General features: G+C 61.7%; 22 protein-coding genes. 11 read left to right on the forward strand and 11 right to left on the reverse strand.

Annotated elements, in window-relative coordinates; all coding sequences use genetic code 11:
- Positions 1-186 precede the first annotated feature (186 nt).
- The 3 genes from ACDC66_RS08205 to ACDC66_RS08215 all read left to right on the forward strand — a co-directional run bounded on the left by ACDC66_RS08205 (position 187) and on the right by ACDC66_RS08215 (position 3,259).
- A complete protein-coding gene (locus ACDC66_RS08205; RefSeq protein ID WP_376696219.1) occupies positions 187-1,983 on the forward strand; it encodes an acyl-CoA dehydrogenase in 1,797 nt (598 codons plus the stop codon).
- Positions 1,984-2,008: 25 nt separating this feature from the next.
- Complete coding sequence (locus ACDC66_RS08210; RefSeq protein ID WP_376696220.1) at positions 2,009-2,788, forward strand: crotonase/enoyl-CoA hydratase family protein; 780 nt, start codon at positions 2,009-2,011, stop codon at positions 2,786-2,788.
- Between the two features lie 168 nt (positions 2,789-2,956).
- Complete coding sequence (locus ACDC66_RS08215; protein WP_376696221.1) at positions 2,957-3,259, forward strand: 2OG-Fe(II) oxygenase family protein; 303 nt, start codon at positions 2,957-2,959, stop codon at positions 3,257-3,259.
- 78 nt (positions 3,260-3,337) lie between these two features.
- Here ACDC66_RS08215 and ACDC66_RS08220 read toward each other — a convergent pair whose 3' ends face one another.
- The gene (locus tag ACDC66_RS08220; RefSeq protein WP_376696222.1) at positions 3,338-3,874 is read right to left on the reverse strand and encodes a DUF2062 domain-containing protein; all 537 of its coding nucleotides are present in this window, start codon (positions 3,872-3,874) and stop codon (positions 3,338-3,340) included.
- 145 nt (positions 3,875-4,019) lie between these two features.
- On the opposite strand from ACDC66_RS08220, the gene ACDC66_RS08225 reads away from it, so the two are divergent.
- Positions 4,020-4,490, forward strand: a complete 471-nt coding sequence (locus ACDC66_RS08225; protein WP_376696223.1) for a hypothetical protein — start codon at positions 4,020-4,022, stop codon at positions 4,488-4,490.
- A gap of 28 nt (positions 4,491-4,518) precedes the next feature.
- Here the strand turns inward: ACDC66_RS08225 and ACDC66_RS08230 are convergent, their stop codons facing one another.
- Positions 4,519-5,712, reverse strand: a complete 1,194-nt coding sequence (locus ACDC66_RS08230) for a DUF819 family protein (protein ID WP_376696224.1) — start codon at positions 5,710-5,712, stop codon at positions 4,519-4,521.
- 69 nt (positions 5,713-5,781) lie between these two features.
- Here ACDC66_RS08230 and ACDC66_RS08235 point away from each other — a divergent pair, with 69 nt between their 5' ends.
- The 4 genes from ACDC66_RS08235 (at position 5,782) to ACDC66_RS08250 (ending at position 10,391) form a co-directional block, all read left to right on the forward strand.
- A complete protein-coding gene (locus tag ACDC66_RS08235) occupies positions 5,782-6,618 on the forward strand; it encodes an alpha/beta fold hydrolase (RefSeq protein WP_376696225.1) in 837 nt (278 codons plus the stop codon).
- Positions 6,615-7,148, forward strand: a complete 534-nt coding sequence (locus ACDC66_RS08240; RefSeq protein WP_376696226.1) for a GNAT family N-acetyltransferase — start codon at positions 6,615-6,617, stop codon at positions 7,146-7,148. The genes ACDC66_RS08235 and ACDC66_RS08240 overlap by 4 nt, the downstream gene beginning before the upstream one ends.
- A gap of 105 nt (positions 7,149-7,253) precedes the next feature.
- Positions 7,254-8,360, forward strand: coding sequence for a histone deacetylase family protein (locus ACDC66_RS08245; protein WP_376696227.1), 1,107 nt, complete (start codon positions 7,254-7,256; stop codon positions 8,358-8,360).
- 111 nt (positions 8,361-8,471) lie between these two features.
- Positions 8,472-10,391, forward strand: a complete 1,920-nt coding sequence (locus ACDC66_RS08250) for a DEAD/DEAH box helicase (protein WP_376696228.1) — start codon at positions 8,472-8,474, stop codon at positions 10,389-10,391.
- Positions 10,392-10,701: 310 nt separating this feature from the next.
- Here the strand turns inward: ACDC66_RS08250 and ACDC66_RS08255 are convergent, their stop codons facing one another.
- From ACDC66_RS08255 to ACDC66_RS08265, 3 genes are all read right to left on the reverse strand, one after another.
- Complete coding sequence (locus ACDC66_RS08255; RefSeq protein WP_376696229.1) at positions 10,702-11,751, reverse strand: D-alanine--D-alanine ligase family protein; 1,050 nt, start codon at positions 11,749-11,751, stop codon at positions 10,702-10,704.
- Positions 11,752-11,809: 58 nt separating this feature from the next.
- The gene (locus ACDC66_RS08260) at positions 11,810-12,328 is read right to left on the reverse strand and encodes a hypothetical protein (protein ID WP_376696230.1); all 519 of its coding nucleotides are present in this window, start codon (positions 12,326-12,328) and stop codon (positions 11,810-11,812) included.
- 151 nt (positions 12,329-12,479) lie between these two features.
- Complete coding sequence (locus ACDC66_RS08265; protein WP_376696231.1) at positions 12,480-13,811, reverse strand: ArgE/DapE family deacylase; 1,332 nt, start codon at positions 13,809-13,811, stop codon at positions 12,480-12,482.
- Between the two features lie 215 nt (positions 13,812-14,026).
- On the opposite strand from ACDC66_RS08265, the gene ACDC66_RS08270 reads away from it, so the two are divergent.
- Positions 14,027-16,045, forward strand: a complete 2,019-nt coding sequence (locus tag ACDC66_RS08270; protein ID WP_376696232.1) for a CocE/NonD family hydrolase — start codon at positions 14,027-14,029, stop codon at positions 16,043-16,045.
- A gap of 15 nt (positions 16,046-16,060) precedes the next feature.
- On the opposite strand, the gene ACDC66_RS08275 is transcribed toward ACDC66_RS08270, so the two are convergent.
- The 5 genes from ACDC66_RS08275 to ACDC66_RS08295 all read right to left on the reverse strand — a co-directional run bounded on the left by ACDC66_RS08275 (position 16,061) and on the right by ACDC66_RS08295 (position 21,135).
- The gene (locus ACDC66_RS08275; protein WP_376696233.1) at positions 16,061-17,371 is read right to left on the reverse strand and encodes an ATP-grasp domain-containing protein; all 1,311 of its coding nucleotides are present in this window, start codon (positions 17,369-17,371) and stop codon (positions 16,061-16,063) included.
- A 106-nt stretch (positions 17,372-17,477) separates the two neighbouring features.
- On the reverse strand, positions 17,478-18,419 hold the full coding sequence (gene hflC / locus ACDC66_RS08280) for a protease modulator HflC (protein WP_376696234.1): 942 nt from the start codon (positions 18,417-18,419) through the stop codon (positions 17,478-17,480).
- Positions 18,416-19,462 carry an FtsH protease activity modulator HflK gene (gene hflK / locus ACDC66_RS08285; protein WP_376696235.1) on the reverse strand — a complete coding sequence of 349 codons (1,047 nt, stop codon included), beginning with the start codon at positions 19,460-19,462 and terminating at the stop codon, positions 18,416-18,418. Before hflK ends, hflC begins: the two co-directional genes overlap by 4 nt.
- A 117-nt stretch (positions 19,463-19,579) precedes the next feature.
- Positions 19,580-20,425: a hypothetical protein gene (locus ACDC66_RS08290; protein ID WP_376696236.1), complete on the reverse strand. Its 846-nt coding sequence runs from the start codon at positions 20,423-20,425 to the stop codon at positions 19,580-19,582.
- 137 nt (positions 20,426-20,562) lie between these two features.
- Positions 20,563-21,135 (reverse strand): DUF1415 domain-containing protein, encoded by a 573-nt coding sequence (locus ACDC66_RS08295; protein WP_376696237.1) that lies wholly within the window; start codon positions 21,133-21,135, stop codon positions 20,563-20,565.
- A 134-nt stretch (positions 21,136-21,269) separates the two neighbouring features.
- Between ACDC66_RS08295 and ACDC66_RS08300 the strand changes: the two genes are divergently transcribed.
- On the forward strand, positions 21,270-22,292 hold the full coding sequence (locus ACDC66_RS08300) for a GGDEF domain-containing protein (protein ID WP_376696238.1): 1,023 nt from the start codon (positions 21,270-21,272) through the stop codon (positions 22,290-22,292).
- Positions 22,293-22,401: 109 nt separating this feature from the next.
- On the opposite strand, the gene ACDC66_RS08305 is transcribed toward ACDC66_RS08300, so the two are convergent.
- Positions 22,402-23,292: an SMP-30/gluconolactonase/LRE family protein gene (locus tag ACDC66_RS08305; RefSeq protein ID WP_376696239.1), complete on the reverse strand. Its 891-nt coding sequence runs from the start codon at positions 23,290-23,292 to the stop codon at positions 22,402-22,404.
- A gap of 218 nt (positions 23,293-23,510) precedes the next feature.
- Here ACDC66_RS08305 and ypfJ point away from each other — a divergent pair, with 218 nt between their 5' ends.
- Positions 23,511-24,368 carry a KPN_02809 family neutral zinc metallopeptidase gene (gene ypfJ / locus ACDC66_RS08310; protein WP_376696240.1) on the forward strand — a complete coding sequence of 286 codons (858 nt, stop codon included), beginning with the start codon at positions 23,511-23,513 and terminating at the stop codon, positions 24,366-24,368.
- Positions 24,369-24,459: the final 91 nt, after the last annotated feature.

A 24,459-nucleotide genomic window follows, 5' to 3' on the forward strand; every position in this document is an offset into this window, starting at 1 on the left:
AAGGCGGTGGTTCGGCGGGGTCGGATTCTGAAGAGGCATCGAAGTCTGAATCCCCCGATGGGCCACCAGGCAACGATGGCGTTATTCTAGGCACCGTGCAATTCTGAACGTGTCGCTACTGACCGCAGAAATTTTCCTGCAAATCGTGGGTTTTCCGGATTTTTTGTTTGAAAAGGGAGATGGTTCATGACCGAAGCGCTGCTCGATCGGCGGGATCTCGAATTCCAGCTCTACGAGGTGCTGGATACGGCTGGGCTGTGCGAGCGGGAACGTTTTCTCGAGCACGACCGCGACACCTTCGACGCGGTGATCGAGTCGGCCGATCGCATCGCCCGGGAAAAATTCGCCCCGCATAACGCGCTGGCCGACCGCGAGGAGCCGCGCTTTGTCGACGGGCGCGTCGAGATGCGGCCCGAGGTCAAGGAAGCGATCGACGCCTATGCCGACGCCGGTTTCATCGCCGGGCGCTATGACGAGGCGCTCGGCGGCATGCAGCTGCCCGAGAGCGTCATGACCGCCTGCAACGGCTTCTTCGTTGCCGCCAATCCCGGCACCGCCGGCTATCCCTTCCTGACCATGGCGGCGGCCAACGTGATCCGATTGTTCGGGTCGGAGCAGCAGCGCTCGACTTACCTGCCGCCCATGCTCGAGGGCCAGTTTACCGGCACCATGGCGCTGACCGAACCCCAGGCCGGTTCGTCACTGGCCGATCTGACCACTTCGGCCACGCCCACTGAGAACGACCATTACCTGATCCGGGGCGCCAAGCTCTACATCTCAGGCGGCGAACACGAGCTGGCCGACAACATCATTCACCTGGTGCTGGCCCGGATAAAAGGCGCACCCGCCGGCGTGAAGGGCATTTCCATGTTCATCGTGCCCAAGTACCGCCTGGATGCCGAGGGCAATCCGGCCGACCGGAATGGCATTTCGCTGGCCGGGCTGATCCACAAGATTGGTTACCGCGGAACCACATCCACCGCCCTGAGTTTCGGCGATGACGCGCCCTGCCACGGTTACCTGGTGGGTGAGCCGCACCAGGGACTGAAATACATGTTCCAGATGATGAACGAGGCCCGCCTGGGTGTCGGTTTCGGTGCAGCGGCTATCGGCTATCGCGGTTACCTTCACAGCCTCGACTACGCGCGGGAACGGCTCCAGGGCCGGCCGCCCGCGAACAAGGATCCGGCCAGTCCGCCGGTGGCCATCATCGAGCACGCCGATGTCCGCCGGATGCTTTTGGCACAGAAGGCCTGGGTGGAAGGAGCGCTGGCTTTGTGCCTATACGGCGCGAGGCTGGTCGACGACAGCCAGACCCATCCGGAACGCGAGGAACGCGAACGGGCCCGGCAGCTTCTCGACCTGCTCACGCCGGTCATCAAGGCCTGGCCATCCGAATACGGCACCCGGGCCAATGACCTGGCCATCCAGGTCTACGGGGGTGCCGGCTACACCCGCGAGTACCCGGTCGAGCAGTGCTGGCGCGACAATCGTCTCAATCCCATCCACGAAGGCACCAACGGTATCCAGGCCCTGGATTTGCTAGGTCGAAAGGTCTGGCAGGAAAAAGGGCTCGAGCTGCTATTGGGCGCGATTCAGGCCGACATGAAGGAGGCCGCCGACACGCAATGCCAGCAATGGGCGCAGTCACTCGGTGAAACCCTCGACAGGGTCGGTACCGTAACGCGCAGGCTCGGCCAGGCGCTGGGCAAGGAGGGGCCGGATGATGCCCTGGCCAACGCCTCGGCCTATCTGCATCTGTTCGGCCATGTCATGGTGGCCTGGATGTGGCTCCGGCAGGCCAATGTTGCCGCCGCCCGGCTCGATGACGAAATCGGACAGGCCGATCGCAATTTCTACCTCGGCAAGATGCAGGCGGCACGCTATTTCTTCCGCTGGGAACTGCCGGTTGTCGGCCGCGACCTCGAGATTCTCGAGCGTATGGACGACACCTGTCTTGCGATGAAGGATGAATGGTTCTGAATGCGGCACACGTGAGGATAAACGCATGTCACTGGTCAATATCGAAGCGCGCGATCATATTCTGTTCATCGGCCTGAACCGGCCGGAAAAGATGAACGCCATGAACCGCGAGATGTATCACCTCATCGCCGCCGCCTATGGGCGTCTCAACCGCGATGATGATCTTCGGGTCGGGCTGTTTTATGCAGAGGGCGACCATTTCACTTCGGGCTTGGAGCTGGACGACTGGGCCGACGTATTTGCCCGAGGCAAGGGCCTGGAACTCGGCGAGGGCGAGATTGACCCGTTCTTTGTGTCCGGTGAGCCGCTGACCAAGCCGGTTGTCTATGCGACCCAGGGCATCTGCTTTACCTGCGGGGTTGAGATGATGCTCAATACCGACATCCGGGTGGCGGCCCACGATACGCGCTATGCCCAGCTCGAAGTCAAACGCGGCATCTTCGCCTGCGGTGGGGCCACCATTCGCCTGCAGGAGGAAATCGGCTGGGCCAATGCCCAGCGCTACCTGCTCACTGGCGATGAGTGGACAGCCCGCCAGGCGTATGAGTGGGGCATGGTGCAGGAGCTGGTCGAACCCGGGCAGCAGTTCGATCGCGCCCTGGAGCTGGCGGGCAAGGTGGCGAAGGCCGCGCCCCTGGGCGTCCAGGCGAGCCTGAAATCATCCCGTCTGGCCAGGCTGCACGGCCATGACGCGGCCAAGAAGCGGTTGTTCCCGGACTTGCGCCCGGTCATGGAAAGTGAAGACGTCAAGGAAGGCATTCGCTCCTTCCTGGAGCGGCGCGATGCGATCTTCAAGGGACACTGACAGAAGGCTGAAATCGCCGACCATGGTGCTCTTTGCCCTGTTTACGCTGATTGTGCGCGCTATTTTTGTCACAATGATCTTCAACAGCCTGGAGAACTGCGCGAGAGCCGACCGGCTGTGATTTCTGATAAGGCAAGAATGACGCCCCGACTCGCGAATAGGTACGCGATGAAAGACAAAGTCAAAACCCGGATTCTGTTCCGTTCCAGCTACCTGAACATCTACCTGGTGCGCTATTCGACGGGCCACAGGATCGTGCCCCACGTGGACATGGTGTCCGAAGGCAAGCTGTACAAATTCAACTGGGTCGTGGTCAAGCCGAAGTTGGGCGGTGAGTTCATCTGCGAGAAGAACATCTTCAACCTGTTCGGGCGATTCATTCTGTTCCGGCCCGATGTTTACCAGCACCAGGTCTCGAAGATAGAACGCGGCAATCGGTGGCTGCTGAGTTTTGCGCTCAGCAAAAGCTGACGGGAATGCCTGGTGGGCCTGGCCTGCCAGTACCACGTTCGTTCGGAACATTCCTCGGTAGGTTTGTTTCTCCGCGGCTCAGGATTTGCGCTCTCGGCGGGCTGCCTGGCGGCGTTTCTCCCGGGCCCGGTGGCGGCGGCGGTGCCAGACCTCCGATATGCCCAGTGAGGCGAAGTAGCCGAGCAGTGCGATGGGAATGGCGATCAGGAGTGTACCCAGGACCGTGCTCATTACCGCAATTAACGCGTTGTCGACTGCATCCGAGCCTTTGAACAAGGCCTGCGCCCAGGACCCGAACAGCCATTTTCCCAACTCATGGTAGGCGTAGACCATCGGCGGCAGGGTGAACGGGTTGCTGACCCAGGAGATTGCGTACGCGGCCGGAAAATTACCGCGTACCAGCAGGCTGCCGGCCAGCATCATCACGGTCTGCAACCCGACTGTCGGGGTCAGCCCGACAAAAAGGCCGATGCCGATGCCGCGCGCGATGGGCTCGCGCCTGAAGGCCAGGCAGCCAGAGCGTCGCAACCACTGGCGCACGCGCTCACTGGTCCGGCCCTGGTCCTCGCCGGCAGCCATCTGTCGGCGGTGATTGAGAATGAATTTCTTGAGCACTGGTTGTCAGGCACACGACCCACGGCGACGCGAGGGGCCTAGTGTACGCAATTCGGTTTGCAGCGGCGTGGGCGGTTCTAGAGCGGGCACTCTAGAAAACGCCGCTAGCGTTAATCGCACGTCCCATCCTGAAGGGAGCCCGAACATGGCTCGTTTGATCAAGACCCTTTTTGTCCTCTCCATCGGCTCGTGGTGCTCTCTTCTGGTCGCTCAGCAATTGACGGCGCAGCAATCGGTCCCGTTGCCGGGGGACAAGGTCCGGATAGCCGATTTCGGGCTTGGGGATCAGGTTTCGTCCGCCACCGATCTGGTCGGGCCCGAAGACGGTTCGGCGGGGCGCAATCGGGATTCGCTGGTTCATCGCCTGCAGTGCTGGATCGACGGAGACGAAAGCTGTTCATCCGCGGATCCGAACGACCCGCGGGTTCGCGAGATCCGCCGATTCCTGGCGCAGGGTCCGCTCGATCGGCACGGCGTGGTCATCATTCACTTCCCCGACCAGTCACGGATCGAAGTGCGGCTGGAGCGTGTATCGGACCTGGCACCGAATGATTGGGACCAGCGTGTCTATGACCCGGTCGTCCTTCCCGGCACTGCCCGGGTGCCAGGGGAATGACCAGGTACGCCACGGATGTGCAATCCCCTTACAGCTGGAGGGTGTAGACCAGCATAAAGCCGATGTAGGTGCCCAGCAGGTTGCCCAGAGAACCGAGTACGACGCCCGGCAACAGCAGATCCGGGCGCCGGAACCGCTCGACCAGCGGCAGGACCACCGTCGAGCCGCCGACGGTTGTGGCCGAGGCCACGGCGACCACTTCGGGCGACTGCCGAGTGAATTTACCGGCCAGCACGACGAATGCGCCGTGCACGACAATCAGGATGGTCACGAATGCCATCAACAGCAGACCGATCTTGCCGGTCTCGCGCAATGCGGCAACCTCGCAGTAGGCCGCCAGCGCGGCCAGGAACAGGTAGGCGCCGTACATGCCCAGCATTTCCGCGCCCTTCAGGCGGGCAACCGGCCTGGTCTGGGCCAGGATAAGGGCAAGGGTGGTCAGGATCAGGATGGCCGGCACGTTGATTCCGGTCATTGCAGCCAGCCAGGCCGCCAACTGCTCGGAAACCACGAACGCGACCAGCCCCAGTGCGCCCAGCATCACCAGGTCACCCAGCGCCGGCCGTTCGTCATCAGAGGGTGCGGGGATCGCTTCGCGGTCGTTCCTGGGAGAAACTGGGTTTGCTGTCTGAGCCGGCGCTCGATCCTGGTCGAAGACGTCGCGCTTGGGCAGAATGCGGCCGACCAGCCGCGGGAAGATCAGCAGCACGGCGATCCAGACCACGGTCAGCACGTGGTCGGCAACCACGGCGGCGGCATAGAGATTGCCGCTTTCCATGAAATCAAAGTGCAGCGCCAGAGCATTGAAGTTGGCGCCACCGCCGATGTAGGTCGCCGCGAACATCCCCGAGAGCGGACCGTACCAGTCGCCCATCCATGTCGATGCGCCAAGCAGCCAGCCCGCGACCAACACGCCCGCGATGGTTCCTATGGCGGCGAATGTGAACATCGCCAGCATCGGGCCACCGGCCCGCATCAGCGGTGCAAGTCGGGCATTGAGCAGCAGCAGGAAGATGGATACCGGCGCAGCTACCCCCAGCAGCTGGTTGTAGACCGGTACGTCGTCGCTGGCCAGTGGCACCACGCCCAGGTTTGCCAACGCGGCGACGAGGATGATGACCAGCAGTGCGCCGCCGACGATGCGACCGCCGGGTTTGTTGCCGAGCCAGTGGGCAGCGGCAATGGCGGCGGTCAGTATTGCGAGTATTTCGAGCTGTTCCATGGCCGATTCCGGTCACGCTGGCTTATCATCAGAGGGCATCCTAAGCCAAGCGCGCGCAAAGAGCATCGCATGCCGAAATATTCTCTGAACAACTCCCGCCTCAATATCATCGAATCCGGCAGCGGCGCCGAAACCCTTGTCCTCCTCCACGGCCTGCTGTTTTCCCACCGCATGTTCGATGCCCAGGTCGCGGCGCTCCAGCCCCACTTTCGCTGCGTTCGCATGGACTTTCGCGGGCAGGGTGATAGTGAAGTCACGCGTGCGGGATACGACCTGGACACACTGGCAGACGACGTCGTCGCCTTGATCGAGCATCTTGACTGCGGCCCGGTTCACCTGCTGGGTTTCTCGATGGGCGGGATGGTGGCGCAGCGGGTTGCGTTGAAGCACCCCGAGCTGCTGCGGTCACTCGTGCTGATGAATACCTCGGCGGAACCTGAACCAATGCGCGAGCGCCCGCGCTTTGCGCTTCTGAATCTGGCTGCACGGTTTCTGGGGCTGGAGAAAGTGGCCCCGAAGATCCTGCCGCTCCTGTTTTCTGAGCGTTTCATCCAGGACCCGACTTGCCAGGAGGAACGCGAGCGATGGCTGGCGATGGTGACGGCCAACGACCGTATCGGTGTCACCCGGGCGGTGCGCGGCGTGGTATCGCGAAAATCGATCCTGGAGCGCATCCACCAGATCGAGACGCCGACGCTGATCATCGCCGCCGACCGGGATCGCGCCACCCCACCGGCTCGTGCGCGGAACATGCAGGCTCGAATCGACGGCTCGAAGCTGGTGATGATCGAGGGCAGCGGGCATATGACCACGGCCGAAAGACCGGATGAAGTCAATCGCGCAGTCGAGGATTTCTATGCCTCGCGAGATGTTAGCGTCACTAGCGGAGATTTTGGACATTCATGACGGGAAAAAGACCGAAAAAACGATCCTTTGAGATCCGGGAGGCGACCGAGGCGGACCTGCCGGTGCTCGTGGAGTTCCTCGTCAAGCTCGCGCTCCATGTTGCAGGCGACGGGCCGCAGACGCTCAAGAAAGGCGAACATCATCGCCTTATGGAGGCGCTGCGCTCGGCCCTGGACGACGAGAACAAGCGTTTGTTTGTAGCAGATAGCCCCGAGGTCGGCCTTGTCGGGATGGGGTATGTCTATGTCTATCGCAGTCAAGGCATCTGGGAGCAAGCAGAACCGGTCGAGTATCGAACGGGCGTTATCGATGACGTATGGGTCGAGCCCGAGTTTCGGAGTTTCGGCGTATTCCGGGCTTTGCTTAAGCGGCTGGTGGCGTTTGCCGAAAGTCACAATGCGCATGAGCTGGTGCTTGAATACTCGGTAACCAACAAGCAAGCCAAGGCGGTCTGGACCAAGATGGGGTTCAAGACAACCGGTGTTTGCGCCGCGGCGTACACTTCGAGCGTCAAATCTGCCCTTGAGTAACGATGCTTTGGCAACTTTTCAGCAAAGTGATTTAACCATGACGGCGAGGTGTCTCCTTGCAGTCAGGACGCTGAAACTACGATTTTTGGGAAGTGGGAGAGTCACATGATCGGCGATCGCAGCGTTAACGTGTTTTTCGATGAAATCATGCTGGAGCACAACCCCGAGGTAGAGCTCCCCTTCATGCCCAGCCGGGTGGAAAAACGCGTCAGAAGCGTCCTCGAGGGGCTGGATTTCAAGTGGAGTTATCCCGAGCACCCGGGACGCCTGTCCGAAATCAAGGCGCACCTGGATAATCATCCCATTGAGGGCGTGCAGATTCGTACCGGCGCCAGTCCTGCAAGCTATGACCAGCTCGCACGGGTTCATACAACCTCCTACCTGGATCATATTTTTTCGCTGGCGGGTCAACGCGCCTGGCTTGACAGGGATACAACGGCCGTCTCTCCCGCCAGTATTGATGCCGCTACCGCAGCCGCCGGTAATGCGATTGCGGCCGTGGAAAGCGTTGTAAGGGGCGAGTCAGACAGTGCGTTTGCGCTCATTCGGCCACCCGGTCATCACGCCGAGCCGGTGCGCGCGCGCGGCTTTTGCCTGCTCAACAACGTCGCCGTGGCTGCCGCGCATGCCCAGGCAAAGCTGGGATTGGAGCGCGTGCTGATCATCGACTGGGATGCCCACCATGGCAATGGCACCCAGGACATTTTCTGGGCAGACCCGGATGTGCTTTTCTTCGACACGCACTGCGCTGCGCCGTTCTATCCCGGTTCGGGGCACCTGGAGGAAACGGGAGATGGCCTGGGAGAGGGCTACACCGTCAATGTGCCGCTTCCGGAAGCCGCCGGTGATATTGCCTTCGAGAAGGTGTTTCGCGACATTCTCGTCCCGGCGGCGGACTACTTCGAGCCCGAGCTCGTGCTTGTTTCAGCCGGGTTCGATCCGCACCGCAACGACATGGCGCTGAACCTGACCTACGATGGGTTCAAGGTGATCACGCGCATCGTGCAGGATATTGCCGACAAGCACTGCCAGGGGCGACTGGCTTTCGTTCTGGAAGGCGGCTATAACCTCACTTCCCTCTCGCACGGTGTCCATGCCGTGCTGGAAGTGCTCGCAGGCGGCGATGTCCCGAAACTCATGGAGCCCGGCGTCCGGGAGGTCCAGGAAGCCGCGGAATTCCACCTTGCAGCGTTTAACGACGAGGATGCTTAGCAGCCTGTTGGGTTTGGGTTCGTTTTGCTAACTAAAAGCCGGATTCCGCTCTAGTGGGCGATGGGGTCGGCTTGGGCGGTATCATTGAGTATTCTGCTCTGGCTCTGAAACATGTCCGATTCAAAAGACTCCGATCCCGGCTTCGATGCCCTGGGTCTCCCCGCCGAACTTCTTGCCACGCTGCGGGACCTGGGTTACGAAGCGCCGTCGCCAATCCAGGCCGCAACGATTCCGGCGCTGCTGGCCGGGCGCGACGTGCTCGGTCAGGCCCAGACCGGCACCGGTAAGACGGCTGCGTTTGCGCTGCCCATCCTGGCCCGGTTGAAGCCCGGTGAAGCTCGCCCGGCCGCGCTGGTGCTCGCGCCCACCCGCGAGCTGGCCATCCAGGTGGCCGAAGCCTTTCAAACCTACGCCAGCGGATTGCGGGGGTTCCACGTGCTGCCGATCTACGGCGGCCAGGCCTATGCACCGCAGCTGAACGGGCTCAAGCGCGGGCCTGACGTGGTCGTCGGCACGCCGGGCCGCATCATCGACCATCTGGGCAAGGGTACGCTCAAGATCGACCAGCTCCAGACCCTGGTGCTCGACGAGGCCGATGAAATGCTGCGCATGGGTTTCATCGATGACGTGCGCGACGTCATGGAGCGAATCCCCGAGACCTGCCAGAAAGCGCTTTTCTCGGCGACCATGCCGGATGCGATCCGGCGAATCGCCGAGCGCCACATGAGCGAGGCCGAGCACATCACGATCCGCTCGAAGACCACGACAGCCGCCAATACCCGGCAGCGTTACTGGGTGGTCAGCGGCCTGCACAAGCTCGATGCCCTGACGCGGATCCTGGAGGTCGAGGAATTCGACGCCATGATCGTCTTTGCCCGCACCCGTATTGCAACGGAACAGCTCGCCCAGCGCCTGGAAGCGCGCGGGTTCTCGGCGGCCGCATTGAACGGCGACGTGCCGCAGAAACAGCGCGAGCAGATCGTTGAACGCCTGAAGCGCGGTGAGATTGACATCCTGACAGCCACCGATGTTGCCGCACGTGGTCTCGATGTCGATCGCATCAGCCATGTCGTCAACTACGACATTCCGCACGATACGGAAGCCTACGTGCACCGGATCGGGCGCACGGGCCGGGCGGGCCGGTCCGGCGAGGCGATCCTGTTCGTTGCACCGCGCGAGCGCGGCATGCTTCGCGCAATCGAGCGCGCGACGCGCCAGCCGATCGAGTCCATGACGCTGCCGACCGTCGGCGATGTCAACGCCCAGCGCCTGGTGCGCTTCCAGGCGAGGATCAAGGCCGCGCTGGAAAGCGACGAACTGGATTCAGGAAGAGAGACCGTGCAGCAGACGCTTGAGGTACTGGATACCTCCATCGAAGATCTCGCCGCCGCGCTCGCGCTGATTGCCCGTGGCCAATCTCGCAGGCTGGGTGACGACAGTGTGCTACCCACCGCTGCAGAGCAGAGTCCGGAGGCAGGAAGAAGACCAAGGGATCAGCGTGGGCAGGGTGCGCCTTCTCGCCGTGATGCCAAGTCAGGCTCGGCCCGCGACGCAGACCTGGTCAGCTATCGCATCGAGGTCGGTGCTAGCCACGGGGCAAAGCCCGGCAATATCGTCGGCGCCATCGCCAACGAGGCCGGGCTGGACGCCAGCCAGATCGGACGGATCAACATCCAGCAGAATTTCAGCACTGTCGATCTTCCCGCCAACCTGGCCGCGGAGACTCTCGAGCACCTTCGCGGTGTGCGTGTTGCCAGCCAGCCTCTTTTGATCAGAAAGGATGACGGTACGCCCGGCCAGTCTTCACCACGTCCCGGTGGGCCGGGTCGTCGTCCTTCGAGTCCGGGGCGATCGTTCAACAAGCCATGGCAGAAAGGCAAGGACAAGACTTCTGACAAGAAGAAACCGCGAGATGAGGGCGAGAAGGGCACAGGGAAGAAACCGGATGAGCCGGACAAGCCCAGGCTAAAGCGTCCGGCCCGAACGCGTGCCGAACGCAAGGCCGGGTTCAAAGCCCGCAAGAAGACCTGAAGCGAGGAGAACCAACGCCCACGACTGTGCCCGGCAGAGCTGAGGGTTCAGCCTCGGGGCGGCTCGTCCAGGGGCGTGGATCCGAGCCCTCGCAGAAGTGGTTCCAGGTGAGCTTCGTAATGGCGCCATCGGTTGATGGCGCGGTTGGATTCATCGAGCCGCCATTCTATCCGCTCGGATCAAGGTTGCCGCGACTTGCGAGGCGATCTGGACGGAATCCGCTTGCGGGCGCTCGCTTTGACCGGTCTCGCCGCCGTAGTCACGCGACTGCCTGAGGCACGCTGAGGGCAATGCTGATCCCGAACTCCGCCTAGCGATACCTCGACAACCCGGCCTCCAGAATCTTTCGCAGCAAGTCGGCGTAGCTGTAGCCAGCCCATTCGGCCGATTTGGCCAGCCGACCGTCGTGATGCCAGGTCGGATTGGGGTTGGGATCGAGCAGTCGCAGCCGACCGTCCTTGCCGGCACGAAAATCGATTCGCGCGTAATCGCGGCATCGCAGGCGCTCGAACAAAAGCTTGCAAGTGCGGCTAATCCATTCGAGGCTGTCTGCATCGAGTTCGCTCCGGAAATGCTCAAGCTGCACGTAATAGCGTGACTCCGGGTCGAATTTGGCGCCGTAAGTGAAAATCGGCGGCAGGTCAGCGTCCAGTCCTGAGTAGTCGATCTCTGCGGGCGGCAGTATTTCCAGACTGGTTTCTGGATTGCCGATGACCGATACCGTGAGCTCGCGACCGGTCAGGAATTCCTGCACCACGGCTTCGGGGGGTGAGATATTTTCGGCCATCCAGTCGAGGTATTCCTGCGCCTCCTTCTCGTCGTAGACCACACAGTTTCGAGTCACGCCATAGCTCCCGCCGCCTACATTGGGCTTGATGAGTACCGGGTAATCATCGGGCAGCCGAAAAGGTCGTGTGGTCAGATCCACAAGGTATTCCCGGGGAACCGGTATGCCCATGCGATCGGCCAGGGCGGAGACCAGGAACTTGTCGCCGCAGGTGTCGATGGCCACTGCCGAGGATCCCGTGACCGGTACGCGCAGGATCTCGCACAGCGATGGTACGTTGCTGATGAAATCCTCGTTGTGGAAACCCGTATCGCAGAAATTGAGGGCGATGTCGAATACCCCGGCCCGGAGCTGATCGATCATGCGCGGATGGTCATCCAGGATGGTGACGTCATACCCCTCCAGACTGATCAGGGCTTCTTCCACGCAACGCGCGGCTTCGATGTCGGCTTCGCCGAGCCAGCCGCCCGGCGCAAAGGCATACGGAAGCCGCGGATCGGGCAGGAGGACGGCGACCTTCACGGGGCCGCCTCCGCGGCCCGTCGGGATGCTGGTTTGCTTTTTACTGGTCATGATGCCTCCGGGTCAACACGATCCCAATTTAAAGGGGAAGGAGACTTCCTGTTGTTGCTCAGGCGCTGTCTTTATGCCGGGTTAGTATCGTGGCGAAACGATATTTCAGCGATCCCATCTGGAATGGTAAGAGATGTCGCTGCGCAAAAAGGTGCTTATCGCGGATAAGCACATTCACCGTGTTGTTGGTACCTTCCATGTAGGGAGGGTAGGTTTCGTACTTGTCCTCGATGACTTCATTCTTCTCCACGTGTTCCCAGTACGGGTCGAAGGCCTCAAAGACGCCGTCCTGATAGCCGTTTATGAGAATGGAGTGAGCCCCGGCCTTGATGTCGCACACGGCAACCTGGTTCTGATAATCCAGTTTCTTGATGGCATCCGGGACGTCCTTGCCGTTGACGTAGCTGATATCCAGGCCGGTGCATACGCCGACGGCCGATACGATTGCCTCATATTCACGCACTTGCTTGTTCGTGTAATAGAAGACGCCATCTTCGCCGAGCAGGTTATGAAGCACGTTGTAGGCCAAGTAGGACACGCGCTTGCCCGGATACAGGCAGAGAATGCCGTTGATCATCGAAGTCACCCAGCACGATGACGACAAGGGTTGGTAGTTCAGGGGATACGTTGCCATGGTTGGTTGCCTTTGTGGTTTCCGCTTGCTCGATTTTGTCGTCAGCGCCGTCTGGTGTTGTTCCGATCCATCAAGAACTGCCGGTTATCGCTGTTTAACTGGCTGAATGACGCTCGTTGCGGGTTGCCTCCCGCGGATACTCTTTGGATGGTCGCAATTCGTCGACCGGGATTTCCAGCAGCCGCTCGGTCGCCTTGACCAGTGTGCGCGCTACCCGGTAGGTCGCCTCGAGTGAGACGGACTCGTTCGGTGCGTGCGCCAGCTCGATTTCTCCTGGCCCATAGATAACCGTGGGAACGCCGGCCAGCCGGACCCAGCCCGACATGTCGCAGCCGTAGGGTGCGGCCGCGATGGTGGGGTTCTTCCGGAACTCTTCCTCGGCTGCTTCACCGAGGGCGGTCACCAGCGGGTGGTCTTCCCTGGTCATCGCCGAACCGAATCCGGAGGCCAGGCGCTGAATCTTCGGCGGATTCTCGCTTAGCCAGGGATCGTCACGAATGAATTCCTCGATCGTGCTTCGAAACCGCTCTTCGGCCTGATCGATGGTTTCTTCGAGCGATACGCCGACGCGCACCTGGGCCTCGAGCGAGTCCATCACGCTCGACGACCACAGTCCCCCGTTAATGGTGCCCACATTGGTGGCGTAAGGCAGCGGATGGAGGCGCATCAGGGGGTGGGTTTCCTTTTCGTTGATTCGGCGCTCGTCCTCGCGCATGGCCTTGTAGATGGTCAGGAAATGATCGAGCGCGCTCTCGCCCATCTGGCGCTTACTGGCATGGGCTGAACGACCGGGCACTTGCACCTTCAGCGACATGGCGCCCGCATGGGCAATCACCAGTTCCGGCACGCCGCTCGCGCCGGTGGTTGGCTCGGGGATGATGGCGGCGTGCGCATCCCAGCCGCCGCGGATGGCCGCCAGGGTTCCCAGGCCGCTGTCCTCTTCGGCCGGCACTGCCGCGAAGATGATTCGGCCCGGGAAATTGCGTCCACTTTCGGCAAAGGCCTCGAATACGGCCATGGCTGCAGCCAGTCCGGATTTCATGTCGGAAGAACCGCAGCCGTAGATGCGGTCGCCACGGCTGACCCCGGAAAACGGTTCGTCGCTCCAGCGGTCGTAATCGCCCGGCGGCACCACATCGACGTGACCGGTCAGCAGGATCGACGGGCCGGGCTGATCACCGCGCAGCACGCCCACGACCAACGGTGCCCAGGCCCTTTCGACCTCGTGACCCGGGTATCGTGGATCGCGCTGGAGGGAGGCAATGCCGTCGTTCCAGTAGTCGATTTCGGCGTCGAACTGTTGAAGCCAGTTGGCGATATGCGAGACGATGTTGTCTTCTGCGCCGGTCAGCGAAGGGACCCGGATGAGCGAAACCAGGTTTTCCTTGATCCGGTCGATGTCTATCAGCGAAGCCCGTCTGACCATGGATCCGTTCTCCACAAAGCGGCATGTAAGGCGATGGTTGCAATCAACCTGCCTGACCAACATGAACACAATAACCGGGCTTGCTGAGGAAAGCACTAATCCAGGTCAAGATCCGGACGGTTTCCGTCATGGGGATGCGGTCAGGAAGGGCGGCTCCATATCCGTTCTGGCTGGTACTATGGCGCTTTGAGTGCCGCAATGGCCGGAGGTTGTCGATGAAGACGGTGAAGCGATTTCCGCACCGTGTCCGGAAGATCGAGAATCTCTGGATCCCCATGCCGGACGGCGTCCAGCTTGCCGCCAGGGCGTGGATTCCGCGCTCGGCCGAAGACGAGCCCGTTCCGGCCATTCTTGAATATATCCCCTACCGAAAGCGGGATTTCACCCGACTCCGTGACGATGTCATGCACGCTTGGTTCGCCGGTCACGGCTATGCCTGTGTACGCGTCGATATTCGCGGCAGCGGGGATTCGGAGGGGCTGCTCACCGACGAGTACCTGGCCCAGGAGCTCGATGACGGTGAAGCCATCATCCACTGGCTGGCGAGACAGTCCTGGTGCAGCGGCCGGGTCGGCATGATCGGCATCTCCTGGGGCGGTTTCAACGGACTGCAGATCGCCGAGCGCCAGCCGGAGCCGCTCAAGGCTATCATCACGGCCTGTTCCACGGACGATCGCTATACCGACGACATCCATTACATGGGCGGCTGCCTGCTGGCGGACAACCTGTCCTGGGCCTCCACGATGTATAGCCACAACGCACTGCCTCCGGATCCGCTTCTGCAGAAGGATTGGCGGCGCCATTGGCACGAACGCATGGAAGGCAGCGGCTACTGGCTGGAGGCATGGCTGGCCCACCAGCGCCGCGATGATTACTGGCGACACGGTTCGGTCAACGAAAATTACGATCGGATCCAGGTCCCGGTCATGGCCCTTTCGGGCTGGGCCGACGGCTATTCCAATGCGGTGTTTCGGCTCATGGAAAACTTGAGCACGCCGCGCATGGGGCTCATCGGCCCCTGGGGGCACAAGTATCCGCACCAGGGGCGCCCCGGACCGGCCATCGATTTTCTTTCGGAAGCCTTGCGCTGGTGGGACCGTTGGCTCAAGGACATCGAAAGCGGCATCGAACAAGAGCCCATGCTACGCACCTGGATGCAGGACAGCGCGCCTCCGAACCCCCAGCGGCGCGAGCGCGCCGGCCGTTGGGTGGGTGAGAACGTCTGGCCTTCACCGCACGTCCGGACGGTGCGGCATCCGTTGCGTCGCGGTCGCATCGGCGGGCCGGAGAGCGGCCGGGGACGCGGCAAGCTCAAACTCCAATCGCCGCTGTCGGTCGGCCTGTTCGCCGGACGATGGGCCTCGTTCACGGCAACCCCCGATCTGCCGCACGACCAGCGCGAGGAGGACGGCGGCGCACTGGTGTTCGACAGCAAGACGCTGACCGCGCCCATGGAAATCCTGGGCTCGCCGGTTGTCACTTTTCGCGTGAAGTCGGACCGTCCCGTCGCCATGCTTGCCGTAAGGCTTTCCGAGGTGCGTCAGAACGAGGAAGCTACCCGTATTACCTATGGGCTGTTGAATCTGACTCACCGCAACAGTCACGAGCATCCGGAGCCGCTGGAGCCCGGCAAGTTCTACACCGTGCGCGTGACCTTGAACGAAGTGGCGCATCGCTTCTTTTCGGGGCACCGCGTCCGTCTCTCGGTGTCTACCTCGTACTGGCCCCTGGCCTGGCCCGCGCCCGAACCGTCCAGGGTGGTGATCGACGCGGCCGGCAGCTACTTGGATCTGCCCGTTCGCGAGTCGAACGAGACTGAAGACGACCGCCAGCTGTTCGGCGCGCCGCAGGGTGCCGCTGAATCGGCGACGACAATGATCCAGCCTCGCGACTATGCCTGGACGGTAACGCGCGACCTGGCGCAGGATCGTTCTGTACTCGAGATTCGCAAGGACGAGGGCGAGGTTCGTATCGACGAACTGGATCTGGACATGCGGATTCGGACAGTCGAGTGGTACAGCCACTCGGGAAATGACTACGACTCGGTCCGTGGTGAAACCGAAAACGTGCGTCGCCTTTGCCGAGACGATTGGTCAGTAACCGTGCGCGCTCGCACGGTACTCACGTCAGACGCGGGACACTTCTATCTTCGCGCCGAACTGGACGGCTACGAGGGCGATCGGCGCGTCCATTCCCACAATATCGAGAAGAAGATCGACCGAGACCTCGTTTGACGATCAACTGCCCGATTAGACAAGGATGTTGCCCCAGCTGTTGGGTAGTACGTCTTCGAAGCGGAAGTCAAGGATGTCCATGATGTTGCGGAATTTGACGTGCAGTTCCTGCGGGTTTTCCGCGCCGATGAAGATGTCGCCGATTTCGAAGCTGTAGCTGTCCTGGCCCTTGAGATCGGACAGCCGCATGCCTTCCTCTACCGCGATGTCTATCAGCAGTTCGGGATAGATGCGCTGCAGTGCGGCAATCTGTTCCTTGGAGGGAGTCCGGATAACCGTGGTGTCGCCGAAGACGCGAGGCATGAATTTTCCAGCGATCGGGTAGCGGCCTTCATGTCGGGGAAATTCCGGTTTCCTGCCCAGCGCGATATCGATGGCCACCTCGTGGTGCGAGGCGCCGGTAGCAATCTGGAAGATGGGGCAGTGGGATTTGGAAATTCGCGGATTGATTTCCAGCAACCAGATCTTGTCCTGATATTCGTCCCAAAAGAATTCCAGGTTGAATGGGGTGTTGTCGAGGCCGATGCGTTTGAGGATTGTGTCGGCATGCTGTTTCATGCGCTCCTGCACGCCTTCCGGGAGCTGCGAAGGATACTGGTAACTGAAAAAACTGACCTGGTTGGAAGTTCTGAGGGAATCGATGATCGCGTAGACCGTGGTCTCACCGTTGTAGACATAGCCCTCCAGCGTACAAAGCTTGCCGCCGATTATGGCTTCGGCGATGCAGGTCGAGCCGTCACCATAATCGGGCAAGGCTTCCCGGTTTTCGCAGTACCCCAGGATGTTGTTGAACGGTTCCGAGAAGATCCAGATCTTTTCCCGGATGGTTTGCATGGCCTCGACGTACTGATCCTCGTTCTCGATGCGAAACCCCAGGTAGGACGAGAATGAGACGCTGGGCTTGAGCCAGAAGGGATAGTCCATGTCCAGATCGGCCACGGGATCGTCGCTGAACGGGTCCAGGCCCTGGAAATCCGGCGTGCATTCGGGCAAGGCTTCCCAGCTTGCGTGACGGTTCCAGTACTTGTGCTCGCAATACAGCACGCTCTCCAGGGTCGGCGTCGGCAGGTCATGCTCGCGCCGAAGGATCGGCAGCATGGAGGTCGTAGGGAAATCCCAGTGACCGATGATGGCGTCCACGGCCGGTGCCTCGTCCAGAGTGCGGCGCGCCTCGGCCATGATCTCGTCCATCGGGTAGGACTCGGGCAGCACCATGGTGTCGTAGTCGACGAGGCCGTGGAACTCGTAATCTGTTGCGTCTCGAACCGTCTTCAGTTCCTTCAGGTTGAAGTCGTCGAGCCCGATCACGAAGATGTGCTTTGCCATTGCGGCCTCTCGATATCATTGTCAGGAATAAGTCTTTAGCATACAGAATCGCCGCGCTTTTCCGGGACCACCTTCCCCCGGCTCGGGGGAAGGTGCAACAGCCGGTTTACCGCACTTGTGACTCTTCCAGGTAGCGGAAGAAGTCCGAATCGGCGCTGAGCATGATGGTGGCGTTGGGACCCAGCGCCCGGTAGCTTTCCAGCGTGCGGAAGAAGGAATAGAACTCCGGTTCGGCGCCGAAGGCCTCGCCGTAGATCTGGGTGGCTTCGGCATCGGCTTCGCCCCGGATTTCCTCGGCCTCGCGCTCGGCCTCGGAGCGGATACGGCGAAGATCGCGCTCCATGTTGCCGAGGATCTCCTGGCTCCGGCCCTGGCCCTCGGAGCGGAATCGTTCGGCGATCGACTGGCGCTCGGCGATCATCCGGTTCTCGACCTGCTTGCGCACCGAATCGATGTAGTTGACGCGCTTGACGCGTACGTCGTCGAGCACGATGCCGAGGGTGGGCATCGAATCCCGGGCGCGCTCGAGTATTTCGGTCTCCAGCAGTTCGCGGCCGAGCTTGGGCTGCTGTTCGAGGTTGATGTCGCCGCGATCGGCCATGGCCGGGTCGGCCAGGTCGTCGACATCGACTTCCCAGTCCTTGGAGCGCACGATTTCCTCGAGTTCGGTCGAAGAGACCATGTCGCGTACCACCGAGTCGACGATGTCGTCGAGCCGGGTCCGGGCGCCGGCTTCGTCGCGCACGCTGGTCAAAAACAGTAGCGGATCGTCGATACGCCAGCGTGCCGTGGTATCGACCAGGATGAATTCCCGGCCCAGGGTCGGGATCTGGGTGACGTCGCCATCCCACACCAGCAGCCGCTTGTCGAAGCGACGCACGTTCTGCCAGGGCAGTTTCATCTTCAGGCCCGGCTCGCTGATGATGTCACCCATGGGCTCGCCGAACTGAACGATGATGGCCTGCTCGGCTTCGTCGACGGTGTAGAACACGAAGTTGGCGCCGGCGATCAGTATGATCGCGGCAATTGCAATGATGACAGTCTTCATTGTTCACCTCCGGCGCGCGGCGCGGCGTTGCGGTTGACGTCGAGCAGCGGTAGCGGAGATATCTGGCCGTCCTGGACGATCAGCACCTGGCCGATATTGGGCAGTACTTCGTTGAGGGTTTCCAGGTACAGCCTGGAGCGAGTGACCTCGGGCGCCTGGAGGTATTCGTCGAGAACCGCCGTGAACCGGACACTTTCACCCATGGCCCGGTTGACGCGCTCGGTGGCGTAGCCCTCGGCTTCAGCCACGGTACGCAAGGCCGCACCCTCGGCGTTGGGAATTTCCTGGTTAACGCGCTTTTGCGCCTCGTTGATCATGCGTTCGCGCTCCTGGCGCGCCTCGTTGACCTCGTTGAATGCAGGCTGCACCGCCGGCGGCGGGACGACGTCCTGCATCTCGACGGTGTTGATCCGGATGCCGGCGTCGTAGCCGTCCATGATTTCCTGGATTTCTTCCTGCGCCTTTTGCTGAATCTCGACGCGACCGACGGTGAGCACCTCCGAGCCGAGCATGTTGCCGACGATGCGGCGCATCACCGATTCGGAAATATCACGCAGCGTGCGCGTCGGCTCACGCATTTGGTAGAGGAACTTGATCGGGTCGGCGATGCGGTACTGAACCACCCACTCGACATCGATCATGTTCAGGTCGCCGGTGAGCATCAGCGATTCGGGCTCGAAGTCCTGGCTGCTGTATGTGGAGCGTCCGCCCTGGCGCGTACCCTGGGTCCGGAATCCGAATTCCTGCTTGAGGACCCGCTCGGTGGCCACGCGCTGGACCTGGTCGATGCCGAATGGAATCTTGAAGTGAAGGCCCGGGTCGGTAATGCCGACGACCGCGCCGAATCGCTTGACCACCGCCCGCTCTTCGGGCTGGACGGTATAGAACACGCTGAACGCACCCCAGATCAGGGCAATCGCGATCGCGATACCGATGATGAACTTGCCCGACGGACCGCCACTATTGCCGAGTTTCTTCAGTATTTCGGTCAGGTCGGGTGGCCCTTGCTGGCCGCGACCATTGGAATTAACGGATTGAATCATGCTTTGCTCCCTAAAGACTGAGCGCACCAGTCTATAGGGTTTCGCCCGACCTATTCACCGTCAGAATCCACACCGTGGGATGTCCTGCAGGAAGCCCGGCGGCGTTACCGTCGCGGCTCAGTCCTGACTGGCGGAGCCTGAACCGGCCGGCCGGGCGGCCGGGCCGCCGAATTCAGGCCCTTCTACATCTTCGCTGCGCCAGCCGCGTGCGATGTCCCGACCGGTGATGCGCCAGTCGTGGGCATGGATGCGAATCGGGCCGCGAACACGCTCCTCGAATGTGGTCGGAAACCAGTAGCCACCCTGTTCCACGTATTCAGAGAAGGTGGTGTCCACGTGAGCGTTCTGTGTTGTCTCGAAGCCGTTGAGCGTGATGTGCACGCGAAACAGGCGGTGGCTGTCCGGGTCGATCCAGGCCACGACCTGATCGCGCTCGGCTTGTCCGAACCCCGGCTGGATGGTGAAAAGAATCCGCGGATAGTCCTGACCGCGCTCGCGGCCTGCTTGCAACCGTGTCATGTCCCGGGCGCGGCGTGCCAGGAAGGACGGCCCGTAGTGAAACAGCTCGAAGGCGTCGGTGGTCATGGCCGTTGCGGCCAGCACATCCGGATCGTTTACGGGCTCGCCGTCGTACCAGACCCGGATTTCCCCGCGCTTGCGCCAGACCGTCTTGATGCCTTCCGGGCCGCGGTGCCGGATCACGTAGAGATCCTCCGACGGGCGGTACCGTTCCTCGGCTGATATTCGGTAGTCGGCGTCGGTGACCAAGGGCTGGATTCGCTGGATGAGCCCCGACCACTCGCCGGTCATGGCCAGATTGAAGTCGCGGGAATCATCGGACAGATTGCCGCCGTGCGCACGCATCACGCGCTCGAACCACTGCTCGGCGCTCAATCCGTCGTCGAATTGCAGACCCTCCTGCGATTGCGGGAAGCCCGCGCAGCCAGCGATGAACAGAGCCATGGTGAGCAGGCTCGCGATTGCCAAACGACGGCCGAGCAGCATTGGAAGGTTCCTATTTAACCGGATACCAGTTTAGCGTCGTGATGTGAAGGTCAGGACTAGACGCCCCACACACAGCGCCGCGCGCACTCTCGGACTTATTCTGACCGCTCCTTCCGCGTGCCCTTCATCAACGCTTTCCAACCGTCCATGCCTAATGCCTGCAGCGTCTTGATATTGCGCTCGTAGATCATATCGGGATCGGGCATGTTGGCCGTGGCCACCTCGATGCTCGCTTCGCGCAGCAGGTGCAACATGGGGTAGGGCGATCGGTTGGTGCAATTGGCCGGATCATCCGGTTGGCTGTCGGCAAACTGGTAGTCGGGATGGAAACTGGCAACCTGGATCGTTCCATCCAGCGCCAGGTCTTCCACAAGCCGGTCTGCGAGTTCGAGAAAGTCGTTGTAGTCGAAAAAATCGCCGAGCACGTGGGGATGAATCAGCAAAGTGGTCTCGCACTCGGCCGGATCGGAAGCTTGCAACGCCAGCAACTCGTCGGCCAGATCCTGGGCCAACTGCTGTTGATTGGTCGCCTCGCTGACCCTGAATCGAACCCGGCCCTGGCGCCACGGCAAGGCGGCAAACGGGCACAGGTTCAGCCCGATCACGACCTTCTCCAGCCATTGGTGAGTGGCCTCGATGATCAGCTGTCTATCCGGTGAGCCCGTCATGGCGCCATTCTAGAGGGAAATTCGGAATGAATTGGCATTCTGGGAACAGGGGTTTATCCTTCCCGCTTGCGCGTAAACGCTTTGATCGGAAAGTGGACGGCCTCGCGCCTGGAGTCCAGGGGGAAAGATCAGGAATGACCATTTCGACACCACGGCGTCATCGCGAGCGCCGCACCGTTTTGCGGGCAATGATGGTGGTCACCGCCCTGGGCGGCATTCTGTTCGCCTGGCTGAACCTGTACCGCGGTCTCTGGGTGGCATCCCTGGTCGAATTCGCGTTCGTCGGTTATTCCCTCGTCCTGCTGCCGGTCATCGGCCGCACCGAGCATTTCAAGTTCTGGGCGGTCGCCTACGTGATCCCCTGGGCTGGCGCGATGCTGGCGATCCTCGCGATGCCGAGGGCCTCGCCGTCGGTGTTTGTCTGGCCGATTCTGTTGCCCCTGGTTCTGCATTTCCTGCTCGGCAGCCGGCTGGGCCTTACGGTTTCCCTGGCCAGTCTTTCCGGTGCGGCGTTGCTTGCCTGGAGCCGGTTTGGACTGCCGGCTGACAGCGCGGCGTTCACGGTGACCGCGAATTTTTCGCTGGCCGGCATGCTGGGGCTTGCGCTTGCGCACGTCTACGAACGCGGCCGCGAACGTAGCGAGCACCGGCTGCGCGAGATTGCCGCCACCGACACGCTGACGGGCCTGCCGAACCGGAATCTGCTGGACGAGACCTTCGAGCGATTCTGTGCCGCGGCGCGCGATGACCATCAACCGCTTTCGCTTCTGTTGATGGATCTCGATCATTTCAAGCACATCAACGATGTCCACGGTCATGCCGCCGGAGACCGCGCACTGGTCGACTTTGCCCACCGACTCCGATCCGAGCTTCGCGACGAGGACTTCCTGTGCCGGTTCGGCGGCGAGGAGTTTCTTGCGATGTTGCCGAACACATCCAGGGAGGTGGCCGGTCGCGTGGCCGAGCGGCTGCGCATGGCCTGGCGCGAGCAACCGGCCCAATGGAGCGATTCACACAATCCGGACCCGCACACTGTGAGCGTAGGCATCGCCATGTTGGGAAGCGACGGCTCGGATCTCGATTCGCTGCTGCGCGCGGCCGATCACCGCTTGTACCGCGCCAAGGCCGAGGGCCGCGATCAGATCGTAGCGGATTGACCAGGTAATAGCCGGCACGACGGTGCTTGCTTCCGCGGCTTCACTGGTACTTGTCTCCGAAGCAGCGAGTCCGGATCCGGTAGTTGCCGGCTGCAGGGCTGCCTAGTCTTCAGGGCCGGTCCCGAAGTTTCCAGAGATCGACGCGATCGAGGGCAATGTAGGGCACGGCGAGGCGGTGCCCGGATGGATCGAGGCCAATATCGGCAGGACGGCCCGGGGTCTCGATCAGGATCTCGGTCTCGCCGTCGCGCACGAACCAGATCGCCTGGTCGTTCTGGGAGGCGATCAGCAGACCGCCTTGCCAGGGCTCCAGTCCGTCCATGTTGCCGCCGGACGGCAGGGTGGTGATGTCGACCAACTCACCCGACGATGGACGATAACCGAGAAAGTCGAGTCCCCCGCCCCAGGGTGCGAGCACCAGCGCTTCGTGCACCGGATCCCAGACAACGCCGTTGGGCGGCGAGACCAGGGCATCATCGGCGACGACCGCGATCTCTCCATCGGCAATCCGGAACAGGCGCGCGTTGCCGGTATCGGTCAGGTAGATCGCGCCGTCCGGCCCGATTTCGACATCGTTGAGGAAGCCCGGCTCGAAGCCAGAGAAATCGATGAATTCGAGCTGCTCGCCCGATCGGCGGTCGAAGGCGTGCAAGCCGTCCGCATCGGCGACCCACAGGCGTTCACCGTCGATCCGCATCCCGCGCGGACCGTGCAGCGGGTGGTCATCGGTGCCGGTCATGAATTCGAGCTCGAGGATTTCGCCGTCGGAGGCGATCTTCGAAACGAAGCCGTTCGCGTCGTCGGCGGCATCGCCGTTGAAGTTCGAGACGAACCAGATTTCTTGCTCCGCATCCCAGTGGACGGCTTCCGGGCCGGCCAGGCCCTCGACGGCGGCAATGCGATCATCGACGCCCTGCACGTCCGCGGCTTCGTTCGCAACGGCGGCCGACGCCGTTATCAGCACCAGCAGCATGCTCGAAAAAAGGTTGGCTCGCTTCATGGTTACTGCTCCCGTACGCGCAGCATCAGTGGACAGTTCAACCAATCTACCGCCGGCGCGATCCGGTGGCAAATCGATCCCTTGATCGCAAGCGGTCGAACTCATTGGGTTGCTTGTGGACCCTTTACAGGGTCTGGGTGTGGTGGCGTACAGACCACCGGGTGATTGGATCTTAGCTTGGAATTGATTCACCGGAGGTCGTAAAGACAAAACCAGCGATGAAATGGGAACGCGCACGGAAAAGCCGTAATGTCGAGGATCGTCGCGGCCGTCGAGTGGCAGCCGGAGGTGGGCTTGGACTCGGCGGTATCGCAATCGTGGTCGTGATCAGCCTGCTTTTCGGTCAGAACCCCCTGGAGCTGCTCGGCCTGTTATCCGAGACTCGAACGGTGGCCAATGATTCACCAAGCGCGTCTGCGCCCGATCCGGCCGACGAGGACAGCCAGTTCGTCGCCGCTATTCTTGGCGAGACTGAAGACGTCTGGCGCGTCCTCTTCGAATCACGCGGTGCGACCTACGCGGCACCCACGCTGGTGCTTTTCACGGGTCAGGTACGATCGGCTTGCGGCAGCGCCAGCAGTGCAATGGGCCCCTTCTACTGCCCCGGCGATCGCAAGGTCTACATCGATCTGTCTTTCTTTGACGAAATGGAGCGGCGTCTTGGCGGCGGTGGCGACTTTGCCGAAGCCTATGTGATTGCCCATGAGGTCGGCCATCACGTGCAGGGGATCACCGGGTCGGCGGATGCCGTTAACGACGCCCGACGCGCAGGTCGTGACGTCGACGGTGATGGCGGACTACTGGTGCGCCAGGAACTTCAGGCGGATTGCTATGCCGGCGTCTGGGCGCATCATGCCCAGAATCGTCATCAATGGCTGGAGGCCGGTGACGTCGAAGAAGCGCTGGCAACCGCCAGCGCCATCGGAGACGATCGGCTTCAGCGGCAATCGCGTGGCGTGGTGGTGCCAGACGCCTTCACGCACGGCTCGGCAAGGCAGCGCGTGCGCTGGTTTCGAACCGGCTTTGAGCACGGCGAACCCACGCGCTGCGACACCTTCGAAGCCACTGCCCTCTGATCAGCCAGCAGTCGAATACCCGTGATTCAGGCATTGTCCCGGTCGAGCCTGATTTCAGTCTCAGGGCGGTGTTTCGGGTCAAATTAGTTTG

The sequence above is a fragment of the Wenzhouxiangella psychrophila genome, assembly GCF_042310375.1.
Lineage (GTDB): Bacteria > Pseudomonadota > Gammaproteobacteria > Xanthomonadales > Wenzhouxiangellaceae > Wenzhouxiangella.